The following is a 13,784-nucleotide window of genomic DNA, read 5'->3' as shown; positions in this document are numbered from 1 at the left end:
ATCGCCTGAATACTCGGTCACAGTCCTGCAGCGGGAAGCGTTTCCAGCCGGAAACGGTTCAGATCGGTTGCGCAATATGGGCTCACCACCCACCAAGCAGAGGTCTGACATGCGCATCAATCGAGTAATGGCCAGTGCCGTGGCCTCTGTGCTGGCACTGGGCGCCGTGGCCCCGGCATTCGCCGACAACGACCATCGCCGCGACCACGACCGCCGTGAATGGCGCGAGGATCGCCGTGAGTGGCGCCAGGACCGCCGCGACTGGGAGCGCGACCGCCGCGAGGCCCGTCGCGACTGGGAACGCGACCGTCGCGACTGGCACCGCGACCATGACCGCTACTACCGCCCGGCACCGCCGCGCGTGGTCTATCGTCCGGCCTACGGCCCGGGCTATGGCTGGAAGGTCGGCCACCGCTATCGCGACTACTACCGCGGCCCGATCTACGTGGTGAACGACTACCCGCGCTACAACCTGCGTCGCCCGCCCTACGGGCACCAGTGGATCCGCGATGACCGCGGCAACATGCTGCTGGTGGCCATCGCCACCGGTGTGATCGCCCAGTACGTGCTCAGCAGCCGCTGAGGATCGCGGCCGGGGTCGGACCCCTTTCCATCGGAAAGGGCTCTGACCCCACAACATCCCTCGAAACCATACGGGGCCGGATTCCTTAGGGAATGCCGGCCCCGTCCGTTTCGGCCCCAGCGGGCCAGTGCGGGGCTACAATCGAGGGCTGAGCCGTACCCCTTTTCCCTGCCTGCTGGAGTACCCGATGTTCCCGCGTGACGTCCGCATCGAATCCTACGATCCCGAACTGGCCAAGGCCATCGCCGCTGAAACCCAGCGCCAGGAAGACCACGTCGAGCTGATCGCCAGCGAGAACTACACCAGCCCGGCGGTGATGGAAGCCCAGGGCAGCCAGCTGACCAACAAGTACGCCGAAGGCTACCCGGGCAAGCGCTACTACGGTGGCTGCGAATACGTGGACATCGCCGAGCAGCTGGCGATCGACCGCCTCAAGCAGCTGTTCGGCGCCGACTACGCGAACGTGCAGCCGCACAGCGGTTCGCAGGCCAACCAGGCCGTGTACTTCGCCCTGCTGCAGCCGGGTGACACCATCCTCGGCATGAGCCTGGCCCACGGCGGCCACCTCACCCACGGCGCCAAGGTCAACGCCTCGGGCAAGCTGTTCAACGCCGTGCAGTACGGCGTGAACGATCAGGGCCTGATCGATTACGACGAAGTCGAGCGCCTCGCCCTGGAGCACAAGCCGAAGATGGTCGTGGCCGGCTTCTCGGCCTACTCGCAGGTGATCGACTGGGCGCGCTTCCGCGCCATCGCCGACAAGGTCGGTGCCTACCTGTTCGTCGACATGGCCCACGTTGCCGGTCTGGTGGCTGCAGGCGTCTACCCGAGCCCGCTGGAACACGCCCACGTGGTCACCTCCACCACCCACAAGACCCTGCGCGGCCCGCGTGGCGGCATCATCGTCGCCAAGGGCGCCGACGAAGACCTGTTCAAGAAGCTGCAGTCGATCGTGTTCCCGGGCATCCAGGGCGGTCCGCTGATGCACGTCATCGCCGGCAAGGCCGTGGCCTTCAAGGAAGCGCTGGAACCGGGCTTCAAGGCCTACCAGCAGCAGGTGGTGAAGAACGCCCAGGCGATGGCCAATACGCTGATCGAGCGTGGCTACAAGATCGTCTCCGGCGGCACCCAGAACCACCTGATGCTGGTCGACATGATCGGCAAGGACGTGTCCGGCAAGGACGCGGAAGCGGCGCTGGGCAAGGCCCACATCACCGTCAACAAGAACTCGGTGCCGAACGACCCGCGTTCGCCGTTCGTGACCTCGGGCCTGCGCCTGGGCACCCCGGCGGTGACCACCCGTGGCTACGTCGAACAGGACTGCGTGGACCTGGCCAACTGGATCGCCGACGTGCTTGATGCACCGAACGACGACGCTGTCATCGCCCGCGTGCGCGACGCCGTCAGCGCGCAGTGCCGCAAGTACCCGGTCTACGGCTGATCGAAACAGGGGTCGGATCCCTTCCCGCAGGGAAGGGCTCTGACCCCGGTATTGGAGCAACCGCGCATGGATGAGCGCCGCCTCAAGTATCTGTACGTGGTGCTGGCCGCGCTGTTCGGCCTGCCCAGCCTTTTCGCGGGCGGCGTCGGTGCCTGCATCGCCCTGGTCATGGGGGTGATCGGCCTGGTCTCGCTGGATGCTGACAAGCTGTGGTTCGCTGCCGTCATGTGCGTCTGGGGAACGGCCGCGCTTGCCGGCCTGGTGGCCTGGGTCGCGCTCAGCGTCATCTGGTTGCGTGATGGACTGCAGGGCCTGCGCACGGCCTCGCCACGCTGGTGGTGGTTGCTGGGCATGGGCGTGCTGGCGGGCCTGCCGTTGCTGGGATTGGCGATATATACCTTCTCCGGGTTGGGCCCGGCGGTGGTGAGCGGTCTCTTCGCAGGGCCGTCGCTGCTGGTGCCCACCGGCATGCTGATGTTGCTGCGTGCGCGTGCCGATACCGTGGATGTGCCGCCCGTACGAGCGCGGGCATCGGAGTAACCGCGCATGGATGAGCGCCGCCTCAAGTACCTGTATGCCGCGTTGGCGGTACTGCTCGGCCTGCCCGGCCTGGCGATGGGCGGCGCGGTCGCGGTGATGTTCCTGGTTGTTGGCGTGCAATCCTTCGGCGGCAACCGCTCCCCCGATCTGGTGCCACTGCTGTGGGGCCTGGCCGGCGTGGCGGGTTGCCTGGCCTGGCTGTGGCTCAGCGCCGGCTACCTGCTGCAGGGCCGGGCCGGCCTGCAGGTGCGCGCGATCTGGTGGTGGCTGCTGCTGGCCGGTGGGCTGGCAGCGCTGCCGGTTCTCTGGATGACCGCATGGTTCGGCTTCCAGCAGGGGGGCGCCGCGTTGGAACTACTGCTGCTGGGGCCGTCGATGCTGGTACCGGCCGCCATGCTGGTGTGGCTCAAGCGCCGCGCCTGACGCGGCCAATCAAAGGGAATGGAACGCATGGATGAGCAGCAGCACAAACGATGGATGGGGATAGCAGGCCTGCTGGTGGGCCTGCCCACCGCGGCGGCAGGAGGCACCGGGGCAGTATTGGGGTTGATGGTCGTGCTGGATGGCAAGTATCTGACTGGCGATGAGCACTCGCTGTTGCTGCTCTGGTCATCGGCCGGAGTGCTCGGCCTGCTGTCCTGGATGTGGCTGAGCGGCCTCTTCCTGTGGCGTGGTCGCGCAGGCCTGCATCAGGCGCCGGTGGTCGCATGGATTGGCCTGGTGCTGGGAATACTGGCCGCGCTGGGTGTCGTCGCCGCCACGCTGTATTTCACCTTCAAGGAAGGGGAGATCTCGACCTTGGGCTTTCTCGGGTTTGGCCCACTGCTGCTGGTGCTGGCCGCGCACCTGTTGTGGTTGCGCTGGGGCGGGAATACTCCGGCGTCCGGCCCGGCCGGCTGAGTGGCGGCCCAAGAGCGCATCAGGCGCCCATTCCGGCTTTCGCGCAGGCAGCATTTGCTGCTGGACCCTTTCTCAGGTACCTTTGCGACGCTGCCATGACCGTGGCATCTAGGTTGCCCCCTGAGCCAGGCGTTCCATGCATTGCCCCTTCTGCCAACATGCCGATACCCGGGTCATCGACTCGCGCGTCTCCGAAGACGGCGCGACGATCCGCCGTCGGCGTGAATGCGAAGCCTGCGGCGAGCGCTTCAGCACCATGGAAACGGTTGAACTGAAGCTGCCGGCGATCATCAAGAGCGATGGCACCCGCGAAGCCTTCGACCAGCGCAAGGTCCGCGCTGGTTTCGACCGCGCACTGCAGAAGCGTGCGGTGGCCGAAGACAAGATCGAAGCGGCGGTGCGGGCGGTGGTTCACCAGCTGCGCATCAGCGGCGAGCGTGAAGTGCCTTCGATCAAGGTCGGCGAGTTCGTCATGAACGAACTGCGCAAGCTCGATCATGTCGGCTATGTGCGGTTTGCTTCGGTCTATCGCAGCTTCGAGGACGTTGCCGATTTCCGCGAGGAGATCGAGAAGCTGGAACGTGACCTGCCGTCCAGTACCGAACAGCTGCAGCTGCTGGGCGACGTGATTGCCCTGACCAAGAAGAAGAAGGGCTGACCGCTTCTGCCTTGGTGGGTGCCAACCTTGGTTGGCACTGATGGCATGGATCTACGCCAGCGGCGGTACCATGGTGGCATGAGCATCCCGTTCTCCGTCCTCGACCACCTGCACATGGCCAACGCACTGCGCCTGGCCGAGCGTGCTGCCTATACCACCCGCCCCAACCCAATGGTCGGTTGCGTCATCGCCCACGGCGAACGCGTGGTCGGGCAGGGCTGGCATCAGCGCGCCGGCGGTCCGCATGCTGAAGTGTTCGCCCTGCGCGAGGCCGGAAGCGAGGCGCGTGGTGCCACCGCCTACGTCACCCTGGAGCCTTGTGCGCACTACGGGCGCACACCGCCGTGCGCGCTGGCCTTGATCGAAGCGGGCGTGTCGCGCGTCGTTGCCGCGATGCGCGATCCGTTCCCGAAGGTCGATGGTGGTGGCTTCGATCTGCTGCGCAATGCCGGCATCGAGGTTGCCGAAGGACTGATGGCGACGCAGGCGCGTGAGCTCAACAAGGGCTTCCTATCGCGCGTGGAGCGCAACCGGCCGTGGCTGCGGGTGAAGCTGGCGGCCAGCGTCGACGGTCGCACCGCGATGGCCGATGGCAGCTCCAAGTGGATCACCGGCCCGGCCGCGCGCGAAGACGTGCAGCACTGGCGCGCGCGCGCAGGTGCGATCCTGACCGGCGCCGATACCGTGCTGGCCGACGACCCGATGCTGACCGCGCGCCTGGCCGATACCGAGGTGATGCCGCCACTGCGCGTGGTGCTGGATTCGCGCCTGCGCTCACTGGAGTGCAGCCGTGTGCGCGAGGGTGGGGCACCGACGCTGTACCTGCACGATGCAGCGGTGAGTGCACCGGATGCGGCCGACGCCGAATTCGCCAGCGTGCCCTGCGTTGAAGGGCGGCTGGACCTGGGCGCGGTGCTGGCGCTGCTGGCCGAGCGCGGCATCAACGAAGTGCATACAGAAGCCGGCGCGACGCTGGCCGGTGCGCTGCTGCGCGGCGGCTGGGTGGACGAGCTGCTGCTGTACCAGGCCCCCACGTTGCTGGGCGATAACGGACGCCCGCTGCTGGCCGGCCTCGGCATCGATGCAATGGACCAGCAGCGCCGCCTGCGTGTGGTTGACCAGCGCCAGGTGGGCGAGGACATCAGACTGTTGTTGCGCCCGTGAGGGAATGACGGCATCTCCTGTGTCGTCAGGTGCCCTCGTCCTCGTCGGCGGGGCACTGCTCTGCCCATTGCTGCTTCCACAGCATGTGCAGGTCCCGGCAGTAGGCACCGAGCGCTTCCCCCGTCAGTTGCGTTGACTTCGACCGCAGCCTGCGCCGGCTGATGCCGTCGTCGTACTCGTCCGGCAATACCGTCGGCGCACATTCATCGTGGTATATCAGGAATGCACGGCAGTCGTCGTCTTCGCTCAGCTGTGCATCGATGTCCCTGTCGCGTAGCTGGTTCGACTCGAAGGCAACCGATGGGCGGATGATGAAGGTCTTGGGCCTGTGCGCTTCGGCCTGCCCACACACCATCAGCGCCAGCAGCATGACCGTGGTCGACCCTGTACGATGTTTCATGCGGTTGCCCCGGTGGAAGAGAGCAACAGCATTGACCATGCACACCGCAATGGGCCATGCAACGGTTCTGAAAGTGCGTTCGGCTGTTCGCGGCCTAGTGGCACTCATGCGTCCAGAGTGCCTGCATTGCGGGCCGCAAGGCCATGCATTGCTGCAGCAGCTCCGCCTCGGGAATCTGCTGTCGCCGCTTGCTCAGGGTAGTGGCCAGGTCACTCACCCCCTTCAGTTCCTGCGGCGCAATGCGTGCCATGCAGCGGCGATGCTGTTGCAGCAGGTCGTCACACTCGACGATGCCTGTCATCTGTGCGATGGCGTCACGCGTGCCCGCGCGGTCCAGGTGGCGCGGCTGTGCGATCAGTGCTTCGGTCAGAACCACGTATATGTCATGTTCGACGCGGCCGGAGGGGAAGTCTTCATTCGGATGCCTCGACTTCTCGCTGTGCCAGGCGGGTTCGCGAGTGGTCGATACCACGCGCGTGGTGCCAACGATCTCGTGGAAGGGGCCGTCGCGCAACGTCTCGATATAGGCTCTCCAGAAGCGCTGCTCGCTCTGCTCACCGCCATCGAAGACCGTAGCCTCGGACAGGTACCGAAGACGCTCGACATCGCCCACGCGGCAGCTGAAGTGCACGTCGGCAACCTGCATGCCTTCGGTCAGACTGTGCCATGCCTCGCTTCGGTAGGGCTTGCATCGGCTGTTGGCCAGAACCTGCAGCGCCCAGACAAGATGTGGCGAATCCACGCCGTCGATCGGATCGACATGGCGCTCGATGTTCCTCGTCCAGGTCGCCAGCAACTCCGCCATGGGCGGAGCATTGAAGAGATCACTGGTTGCACCGGTCCGGTCGGCCTGCTGCTTCTGGACAAGCATCTGCAGTGCGAAGTCGTTGCGTTCATGCATGGCCTGCAGATGCTGGGAAACGACGTCTTCCGGGGTTCTGTCGCGGGCAGTTGCCAAAGGCAGGTGCATGCCCAGGGCAAGCAGGCAGAGAAGAGGGCGGTGCACGGTGATTCCATCGGGACGGGGCGGGGGAGAATGCCCCCCGCCCCCAGGCCTGTCCATGCAACTCGTCCGAACCTGCGGCCGGGGTCGAGCCGGATATCGCCAATGCGGCTGCGTTCGGCCCCTGCGCCCTCACCTGCACTCGTCGGTCCACATCATCTCGGCGATCGGGCGCAGTGCCTTGCACTCCTGCGTCATCGCTTCGGCCGACTGCACCTGCGCCTTTGTTTTCAGTTCCTCGGCCATCGCATCCACGCCGCTGATCTGGTCCGGCGCGATCTTCGCCACGCAGGCGCGGTGCTGCTGCAGCAGCAGGTCGCAGCCCGGTACGCCGGTCACCTTCGGTGCGCTGGCGGCCTGCACGTCCTGCATCCAGTCTTCGAACGGTGCCAGTGCACCGGCCACGGTGCCTACCAGATCATCGAAGTTGCCGCTGTACCAGTAGCCATTGTCCTTGGCCGGGTACAGGGTGAAGGTGCCGCTGACCGGCACGCGCGCGCCGCTCTGCAGTGCCTGGGTATAGGCATCGGTGAACTGCTTGCGCGAGGCCGGGCTGGCATCGGCGGCCAGGCTGGCGGCGAACAGCGGGCGCACCTTGCCCAGGTCGGGCACCTGGCAGCTGAAGCTGATGCGCGCCAGCTTCTGGTCTTCAACGTATTCGTTGTCTTCGACCACGCTCTTGGTCGCGCGGCACTTTGAATCGCGCAGGGCCTTGGCGTACAGCGCTTCAGTGGCCGCAGCGCCGGTCTTGTCACCGGCGCTGGCCAGCACGGTCTGCCACGGTTCGGCCAGGGCCTTGGCCAGTGCGCCCGGGGTCGGGGTCACCGCGTCCTGGCCTTCAAAGGCGGGTTTCAGCGCATCGTTGAGCGTGCGGGTAGCAGCCGCGTCGTCTTCCAGCAGGGTGCGCGCGTACAGGTCGAAGGCCTGCTCGGGGGTCAGCTGGGCCGATGCGGCGCCGGCCATCAGCGGGGCGCACAGCAGGGCGCTGGCCAGCAGGGTACGGGTGAAGGTCTTCATGACGGTGTTTTCCTTTTCCAGAGGCGCGCAAGCCTAGCGCATCCAGCAGTACTTTCGATGGCGACCAGCGGTCACATGGTGGCTGCACACCGGCCAAAAAAACGGGCCCCTTGCGGGGCCCGTTCGATCGCTCGACGAGAAGCGATCGTTGGATCAGAAGCTGGCGCGCACGCCAACCGAGTACTGGGTGACGTCGCGGTAGCCGGAGATCTCGCCCACCAGACCCCAGGTCCTGGTGAAGTTGATTTGGCCGCCGACCGTGCCAACCCAGGTGCCCTTGAAGTTGTTGCCGCCATCCATGTAGCCGGCCTTGGCCCAGGCTTCGGTCATGCGCGACGGCTTGCCGCGGATACCCATGGTGACGCGGCCCAGGTTGGTGTGGTCCTTGCCGTGGTAACGCACGCCGTCATAGCGCAGGGTCGATTCGGCGTTCTGACGCACCCAGGCGGCATCGGCGGTGAAGTCCACGCGATCGGACCACGGCATGTGGTAACCAATGCCCAGCTCCGGCTGGTTGAGTTCCAGCTTCAGCGAATCTTCGCCGTAATGGCGGGTCTTGCTGGTACGCGACCAGCCGCCGAACACGTAGACCTGTTCGGCCAGCGCGACCGAACCACGCAGGTAGCCGCCGTCGACCTTCGGGTCGTCCAGTGCGTTGTCGTCAACCTTGACCTGCGTCCAGCCACCTTCAACGTAGGTGTAGCTCAGGGCGTCGGCCGACGCAGTGAACGGGGCGGCGGCCAGCAGGGCGGCCACGATCAGGATCTTGCGCATGGGAATTCCTGTGAATTTCAGTCCATTGGCGGGCCTGCCCTTGCGGCTGCCCGTGGCGACATCATGTCGTCCAGGGCAGGATTTTAATGAAAGTTTTACAAATTGCGAGCGACGGCCGTCACAGCTGTGGCATCCGACCCCGTTCAGCCCGGGCTGGTACACTGGCCAGGCCGGTTCGCCGGTACACAAACGTCTTCAGGGCGGGGTGCAATTCCCCACCGGCGGTAGGTGCGCAAGCACGAGCCCGCGAGCGCCCCGGCCCACGGCCGGGGGTCAGCAGATCCGGTCCAATGCCGGAGCCGACGGTCATAGTCCGGATGAAAGAAGACGGTGCCACAGGGCGAATGCCCTGCGTGCGCCTGTTTGCCTTGCGGCGTTTTTCGCTCACATCCTGCGGAGAACGTTTCTTGTTTACTGGAATCATCGAAGGCGTCGGCCGTCTGGCCGCTCGCGAACCCATCGGCGGCGATGTCCGCTTCACCTTCAATGTCGGGAATCTGCCGTTCGACAACGTGCAGATGGGCGAGAGCATCGCCATCAACGGTGTCTGCCTCACCGTCATCGCATTCGACGCCAGCAGCTTCCAGGCCGATGCCTCCACCGAGACCCTGGGCCTGACCACGCTGGGCCAGCTCGGCGAGGGTGCGGTCATCAACCTCGAACGCGCCATGCGCCCGACCGATCGTCTCGGCGGCCATCTGGTCAGCGGCCACGTCGATGGTCTCGGCCAGGTGCTGTCCATCCACGAAGACGCGCGTGCCCAGCGCTGGCGCTTCGCCGCGCCGGCCTCGCTGCGCCGCTACATCGCCAAGAAGGGCTCGATCTGCGTGGATGGGGTCAGCCTGACCGTCAACGAAGTGGACGATGAAGGCTTCGAAGTCGCCCTCATCCCGCACACCGTGGCCAACACCGCGTTCTCCGCCGCTGGCGTGGGCAGCGCGGTCAATCTTGAAATCGATCTGGTCGCCCGCTATGTCGAGCGCCTGATCAGCGTGCCGGCCAACGGTCAGCACCCGCAAGGAGATGCAGCATGAATTTCGCCCCTATTCCGGAAATCCTGGAAGACATCCGCCTGGGCCGCATGGTGGTCATCGTCGATGACGAGGACCGCGAGAACGAAGGCGACCTGATCATGGCCGCCGAGCTGGTCAAGGCCAGCGACATCAACTTCATGGTCACCCACGGGCGTGGCCTGGTGTGCCTGCCGCTGAACCGTACCCGCGCCGCCGATCTGGGCCTGGCGCCGATGGTGCAGGCCAATACCGCGCAGTTCCAGACCAACTTCACGGTCAGCATCGAGGCCGCCGAGGGCGTCACCACCGGCATTTCGGCACACGACCGCGCCCATACCATCCGTACCGCGGTGAAGCCCAACGCCAAGCCGTCGGACCTGCACCAGCCGGGCCACATCTTCCCGCTGATTGCCCAGCCGGGCGGCGTGCTGACCCGCGCCGGCCACACCGAAGCCGCGGTGGACATGGCCATGCTGGCTGGGCTGGAGCCGGCCGGCGTGCTGGTGGAGATCCTGAACCCGGACGGCAGCATGGCGCGCCGCCCGGAACTGGAAGTGTTCGCGCGCGAGCACGGGCTGAAGATGGGCTCCATCGCCGATCTGATCGCCTACCGCCTGGCCACCGAAAAGACCGTTGAACGCGTGGACGAGCGCGAGATCGACACCGAATTCGGCCGCTTCAAGCTGGTCACCTATCGCGACCGCATCGCCCACGACCTGCATTTCGCGCTGGTCCGCGGCACGCCGGATGCCGATACCCCGACCCTGGTGCGCGTGCAGGTGGAAAACCCGCTGGCCGACCTGCTGCACTGGCGCCGTGACGATTTCGGCGTGGCTGCCACCGATGCCCTGCGCGCGATCGATGCCGAAGGCGCTGGCGTGATGGTGGTGCTGCAGGCCCCGCGCGATGGCGAGGCCCTGCTCGCCCGCCTGCGCCAGCAGCCGGCGCCGGTGGTGCCGGGCAAGGACAAGGACGTGAGCCAGTGGCGCCGCAACGGTGCCGGCGCGCAGATCCTGTCCGACCTGGGCCTGGGCAAGCTGCGCGTGCTGGGCACCCCGCGCCGCCAGATCGGCCTGGCCGGGTACGGCCTGGAAGTGGTGGAGACGGTCACCCTGTAATGGGAATTGCCGGCCAGCGGCCGGCACTACCGGTGGGTGCCGACCCCATGCCACCGGTGGGTGCCGACCCCATGCCACCGGTGGGTGCCGACCGTTGGTCGGCACGCCCTTGCGCCCCCGCCAGCCACGGCCGGGGCCCATCCACGCTAGAATTACCCCTTAATCGAATCCCCCAAGCCGCATATGAGCCACTACGAAGGCGATCTTCGCACTCCCGAATCGGCGCGCTTCGCCATCCTGGCCAGCCGCTGGAACGCCCGCATCACCGATACGCTGGTCGCCGGCGCCCGCCAGAGCCTGGCCGGCAACGGCATCGCCGAAGCCAACATCGACGTGATCCGCGTGCCGGGTGCCTGGGAGCTGCCGCTGGTGGCCGCGCGCCTGGCCGCCGCCCATGAACACGCCGCCATCCTCACCCTGGGCTGCGTGATCCGTGGCGACACCCGCCACTACGAACACGTGGCCGACCGCTGCGCCGAAGGCCTGATGCGCGTGCAGCTGGACTTCGGCGTGCCGGTGCTGAACGGCGTGCTGGCGGTGGAACGCGTTGAAGACGCCGAGGCCCGCGCAGGCGGCAGCCACGGCAACAAGGGCGAGGAAGTCGCACTCGCCGCATTGGAAATGGTCAACCTTCTGGAGCAGCTGCCATGAACAAGAACACCCAGGGCAAGCCCTCCGGTAAACCCGTCCGCCGCGATGGCGTCGACCCGGTGCTGCGCTCGCGCGCACGCCGTCGCGCCGTGCAGGCCATCTACGCCTGGCAGATCTCTGGCGGCAACGCCCAGTCGCTGATCGCCCAGTTCGCCCACGAGCAGGCCCGTGAAATCGCCGACCTGGCGTATTTCGAGGCGCTGCTGCACGGTGTGCTCGACAACCGTCGTGATATTGACGAAGCCCTCGGCCCGTACCTGGACCGTGGCATCGAGGAAGTGGACGCGATCGAGCGCGCGGTGCTGCGCCTGGCCGGCTACGAGCTGCGTTATCGCCTGGACGTGCCGTACCGCGTGGTGATCAACGAAGCCATCGAATCGGCCAAGCGCTTTGGTTCCGAACATGGCCACACCTACGTCAACGGCGTGCTGGATCGTGCCGCCGTGGAATGGCGCAAGGTCGAATCGGGTCACTGACCCGCTGCGTCCCGCATCGTTCATTGAACGGCGCGGGAATCTGCTTCGGTAGAGTCGACTGTCAGTCGACTGCCTTTCGATCAGCAGTCGTAGTGTCGGACCGGAGAGCAGTCGACTGACAGTCGACTCTACCCCCCCCAGCCGGTTCACCTGGTCGGCATCCGCGCCCGCCGCCCATCCATGCAACCCGCCGGAACGCCCCATGTCCCTGGCCGAATTCGCCCTCATAGACCGTATCCGCGCCCGCACCCTCGAGCGCGACGACATCCTGCTCGGCATCGGCGATGACGCTGCGCTGCTGCAGCCGCGGGCCAACGAACAGCTGGTGGTCACCGCCGACACGCTCAACAGCGGTGTGCATTTCCCGGTGGAAACCCGGGCCTTCGACATTGGCTGGAAGACCTTGGCGGTCAACCTGTCGGACCTCGCCGCGATGGGCGCGCGCCCGGCGTGGTGCACGCTGGCGCTGTCCCTGCCGGAAGCCTCTGAAGACTGGATCGAGGCCTTCGCCGATGGCTTCTTCGCCCTCGCCGACCAGCATGACATTGCACTGATTGGTGGCGATACCACGCGTGGCCCGCTGTCGCTGTCGGTTACTGCGATGGGACAGGTCGGCCGTGGCCAGGCATTGCGCCGCGACCGCGCGCAGGTGGGCGACGACATCTGGGTCAGTGGCACGCTGGGCGATGCCGCCGGTGCGCTGCGCCTGTGGCAGCAGGGCGCGCTGAACCTGGCCACCGCCACGTTGCTGGCCGACTACGAGAGCCTGCGTCTGCGCCTGCTGCGGCCGACGCCGCGCGTCACCCTCGGCCTGCGCCTGCGTGCGTTCGCGCATGCGGCGGTGGACGTGTCAGACGGCCTGCTGGCCGACCTGGGCCACATCGCCGCACGCAGCAACGTGGCCGCGCATGTGGATGCCGATTCGCTGCCGATCTCGCACGCGCTGCGTGAGCTGCTCGGCCGCGACGATGCACGCGACTGCGCACTGCGCGGTGGCGACGACTACGAACTGTGCTTCACCGCCGCCGCCGACCAGCGCGACGCACTGCACTACCTGGCCGAATCGCTGGACCTGCCGCTCACCCGCATCGGCCGCATTGCCGAAGGGCAAGGCGTGCACGTGGATGGCGAAGCCGCCGACGGCGGCTACCAGCACTTCGCGTGACCGGCAAAGGTCTGCACACGATTCGTATCCTGTAGAGCCGAGTCATGCTCGGCTGCTTCTACGCAATACATGAAAGGTGGGCGCAAGCTCGGCTCTGCATCAGCGACACGGGTCTACCGCTCAACGCGGGCTTCCGAATCGCGAGGTGTGCCGTAGTCATCCAGCCATGTGAATGACACTGACGCTGGGATGACTGCGCCATCCGGCAGTGCATAGCGTACCTGTGCTCCCGGCGCGATCATGTCCACCTCGACGCTGCGGCCGTCGGCAAGCGTCAACGAACTCAGCGACACGTGGTACGCGCTTGGGTTACGCACCTGCAGGCCATCGCCATCGCCGGACCACAGCAGGGCAGCTGCTGCATCGCGCGCATTGCCCGGCAGCCCTGCCGGGCGATGGAACAGCTTCACCCGCGTGCGCACTGCGAACTGAAGCAGGTTGCGGTCTGCAGTTCCGGAAGGCTTGGGCGGTATGTCCAACAGATTGAAGTAGAACACCGACTCGCGATCCATGGGCACCGGCGGATCCGAGGGGCGCGGTGCATAGGTGATGCGAAATGCCTGGGCATGCTGTGACAGCAGCAGGCGCGGTTCGGCCGGCGTCAGCCGGAAGGGCGTGCGTACATCTTCCGGTCGTGCGTGGCTGTCGCCATCGTCGATCCAGACCTGGGTCATGGCAGGCTGCTCGCCGACGTTGCTCGCTTTCACTGTGACATCGCGGCCCTTGGCGGCATCGTGCACGATGCGGGTTCCCTGCAGTGTCACGGCGGCCTGGCCGGGAAGGGCGAATAGGGCAGCCAGCAACGCGGACAGCCCCGAAAGGAATGAGAATTTCATGCGGCGCCTCGCTGGACGACGACAGCCTGGCGCATCCGGCCAGGC

Annotated in this window: 17 protein-coding genes and 1 riboswitch; of the genes, 12 read left to right on the top strand and 5 right to left on the bottom strand. The window is 66.4% G+C overall.

Features of this window, described 5'->3' with window-relative positions:
- Positions 1-109: 109 nt before the first annotated feature.
- The 7 genes from AC5P5S_RS13045 (at position 110) to ribD (ending at position 5,286) form a co-directional block, all read left to right on the top strand.
- The gene (locus AC5P5S_RS13045; protein ID WP_033834700.1) at positions 110-583 is read left to right on the top strand and encodes an RcnB family protein; all 474 of its coding nucleotides are present in this window, start codon (positions 110-112) and stop codon (positions 581-583) included.
- A gap of 187 nt (positions 584-770) precedes the next feature.
- A complete protein-coding gene (gene glyA / locus AC5P5S_RS13040) occupies positions 771-2,024 on the top strand; it encodes a serine hydroxymethyltransferase (RefSeq protein ID WP_062607814.1) in 1,254 nt (417 codons plus the stop codon).
- A 66-nt stretch (positions 2,025-2,090) separates the two neighbouring features.
- On the top strand, positions 2,091-2,564 hold the full coding sequence (locus AC5P5S_RS13035; protein WP_049397397.1) for a hypothetical protein: 474 nt from the start codon (positions 2,091-2,093) through the stop codon (positions 2,562-2,564).
- A 6-nt stretch (positions 2,565-2,570) separates the two neighbouring features.
- A complete protein-coding gene (locus AC5P5S_RS13030) occupies positions 2,571-2,987 on the top strand; it encodes a hypothetical protein (protein WP_049397398.1) in 417 nt (138 codons plus the stop codon).
- A 27-nt stretch (positions 2,988-3,014) separates the two neighbouring features.
- Positions 3,015-3,464, top strand: a complete 450-nt coding sequence (locus AC5P5S_RS13025) for a hypothetical protein (RefSeq protein WP_049397456.1) — start codon at positions 3,015-3,017, stop codon at positions 3,462-3,464.
- A gap of 136 nt (positions 3,465-3,600) precedes the next feature.
- On the top strand, positions 3,601-4,122 hold the full coding sequence (nrdR, locus tag AC5P5S_RS13020) for a transcriptional regulator NrdR (protein WP_049397400.1): 522 nt from the start codon (positions 3,601-3,603) through the stop codon (positions 4,120-4,122).
- A 78-nt stretch (positions 4,123-4,200) separates the two neighbouring features.
- Entirely contained in the window at positions 4,201-5,286 is a 1,086-nt protein-coding gene (ribD, locus tag AC5P5S_RS13015) for a bifunctional diaminohydroxyphosphoribosylaminopyrimidine deaminase/5-amino-6-(5-phosphoribosylamino)uracil reductase RibD (RefSeq protein WP_049397401.1), read from the top strand.
- A 25-nt stretch (positions 5,287-5,311) separates the two neighbouring features.
- On the opposite strand, the gene AC5P5S_RS13010 is transcribed toward ribD, so the two are convergent.
- The 4 genes from AC5P5S_RS13010 to AC5P5S_RS12995 form a co-directional block, all read right to left on the bottom strand.
- Positions 5,312-5,725: a hypothetical protein gene (locus AC5P5S_RS13010; RefSeq protein ID WP_223846467.1), complete on the bottom strand. Its 414-nt coding sequence runs from the start codon at positions 5,723-5,725 to the stop codon at positions 5,312-5,314.
- Between the two features lie 55 nt (positions 5,726-5,780).
- Complete coding sequence (locus AC5P5S_RS13005; protein WP_133050600.1) at positions 5,781-6,692, bottom strand: hypothetical protein; 912 nt, start codon at positions 6,690-6,692, stop codon at positions 5,781-5,783.
- Between the two features lie 129 nt (positions 6,693-6,821).
- A complete protein-coding gene (locus AC5P5S_RS13000; RefSeq protein ID WP_049397403.1) occupies positions 6,822-7,706 on the bottom strand; it encodes a hypothetical protein in 885 nt (294 codons plus the stop codon).
- A 153-nt stretch (positions 7,707-7,859) separates the two neighbouring features.
- A complete protein-coding gene (locus AC5P5S_RS12995) occupies positions 7,860-8,480 on the bottom strand; it encodes a hypothetical protein (protein ID WP_049397405.1) in 621 nt (206 codons plus the stop codon).
- Positions 8,481-8,667: 187 nt separating this feature from the next.
- Positions 8,668-8,813: riboswitch (FMN riboswitch) on the top strand.
- 74 nt (positions 8,814-8,887) lie between these two features.
- Between AC5P5S_RS12995 and AC5P5S_RS12990 the strand changes: the two genes are divergently transcribed.
- The 5 genes from AC5P5S_RS12990 (at position 8,888) to thiL (ending at position 12,903) form a co-directional block, all read left to right on the top strand.
- Positions 8,888-9,514 carry a riboflavin synthase gene (locus AC5P5S_RS12990; RefSeq protein ID WP_049397406.1) on the top strand — a complete coding sequence of 209 codons (627 nt, stop codon included), beginning with the start codon at positions 8,888-8,890 and terminating at the stop codon, positions 9,512-9,514.
- On the top strand, positions 9,511-10,611 hold the full coding sequence (gene ribB, locus AC5P5S_RS12985; RefSeq protein ID WP_049397407.1) for a 3,4-dihydroxy-2-butanone-4-phosphate synthase: 1,101 nt from the start codon (positions 9,511-9,513) through the stop codon (positions 10,609-10,611). Before AC5P5S_RS12990 ends, ribB begins: the two co-directional genes overlap by 4 nt.
- 183 nt (positions 10,612-10,794) lie before the next feature.
- A complete protein-coding gene (gene ribH / locus AC5P5S_RS12980) occupies positions 10,795-11,262 on the top strand; it encodes a 6,7-dimethyl-8-ribityllumazine synthase (RefSeq protein ID WP_012479138.1) in 468 nt (155 codons plus the stop codon).
- Entirely contained in the window at positions 11,259-11,738 is a 480-nt protein-coding gene (nusB, locus tag AC5P5S_RS12975; RefSeq protein ID WP_012479139.1) for a transcription antitermination factor NusB, read from the top strand. Before ribH ends, nusB begins: the two co-directional genes overlap by 4 nt.
- Before the next feature lie 202 nt (positions 11,739-11,940).
- Positions 11,941-12,903 (top strand): thiamine-phosphate kinase, encoded by a 963-nt coding sequence (gene thiL / locus AC5P5S_RS12970; protein ID WP_080334762.1) that lies wholly within the window; start codon positions 11,941-11,943, stop codon positions 12,901-12,903.
- A 113-nt stretch (positions 12,904-13,016) separates the two neighbouring features.
- Here thiL and AC5P5S_RS12965 read toward each other — a convergent pair whose 3' ends face one another.
- Positions 13,017-13,739: a fimbrial biogenesis chaperone gene (locus AC5P5S_RS12965; protein WP_012479141.1), complete on the bottom strand. Its 723-nt coding sequence runs from the start codon at positions 13,737-13,739 to the stop codon at positions 13,017-13,019.
- Positions 13,740-13,784 lie beyond the last annotated feature (45 nt).

This window comes from Stenotrophomonas sp. YJH_SMC_54 (assembly GCF_059368435.1).
Note: the sequence above shows the minus strand (reverse complement) of the source record. Positions and strands in the feature narration are given on the sequence as shown.

Bases quoted from the DNA above. Each gene is read 5' to 3' on its own strand.
- ribH (WP_012479138.1), top strand. From the start codon at position 10,795: ATGAGCCACTACGAAGGCGATCTTCGCACTCCCGAATCGGCGCGCTTC.
- ribB (WP_049397407.1), top strand. From the start codon at position 9,511: ATGAATTTCGCCCCTATTCCGGAAATCCTGGAAGACATCCGCCTGGGC.
- AC5P5S_RS13045 (WP_033834700.1), top strand. From the start codon at position 110: ATGCGCATCAATCGAGTAATGGCCAGTGCCGTGGCCTCTGTGCTGGCA.
- ribD (WP_049397401.1), top strand. From the start codon at position 4,201: ATGAGCATCCCGTTCTCCGTCCTCGACCACCTGCACATGGCCAACGCA.
- AC5P5S_RS13030 (WP_049397398.1), top strand. From the start codon at position 2,571: ATGGATGAGCGCCGCCTCAAGTACCTGTATGCCGCGTTGGCGGTACTG.
- thiL (WP_080334762.1), top strand. From the start codon at position 11,941: ATGTCCCTGGCCGAATTCGCCCTCATAGACCGTATCCGCGCCCGCACC.
- AC5P5S_RS12965 (WP_012479141.1), bottom strand. From the start codon at position 13,739: ATGAAATTCTCATTCCTTTCGGGGCTGTCCGCGTTGCTGGCTGCCCTA.
- nrdR (WP_049397400.1), top strand. From the start codon at position 3,601: ATGCATTGCCCCTTCTGCCAACATGCCGATACCCGGGTCATCGACTCG.
- glyA (WP_062607814.1), top strand. From the start codon at position 771: ATGTTCCCGCGTGACGTCCGCATCGAATCCTACGATCCCGAACTGGCC.
- AC5P5S_RS12995 (WP_049397405.1), bottom strand. From the start codon at position 8,480: ATGCGCAAGATCCTGATCGTGGCCGCCCTGCTGGCCGCCGCCCCGTTC.
- AC5P5S_RS13025 (WP_049397456.1), top strand. From the start codon at position 3,015: ATGGATGAGCAGCAGCACAAACGATGGATGGGGATAGCAGGCCTGCTG.
- AC5P5S_RS13000 (WP_049397403.1), bottom strand. From the start codon at position 7,706: ATGAAGACCTTCACCCGTACCCTGCTGGCCAGCGCCCTGCTGTGCGCC.
- AC5P5S_RS13035 (WP_049397397.1), top strand. From the start codon at position 2,091: ATGGATGAGCGCCGCCTCAAGTATCTGTACGTGGTGCTGGCCGCGCTG.
- AC5P5S_RS13010 (WP_223846467.1), bottom strand. From the start codon at position 5,725: ATGGTCAATGCTGTTGCTCTCTTCCACCGGGGCAACCGCATGAAACAT.
- nusB (WP_012479139.1), top strand. From the start codon at position 11,259: ATGAACAAGAACACCCAGGGCAAGCCCTCCGGTAAACCCGTCCGCCGC.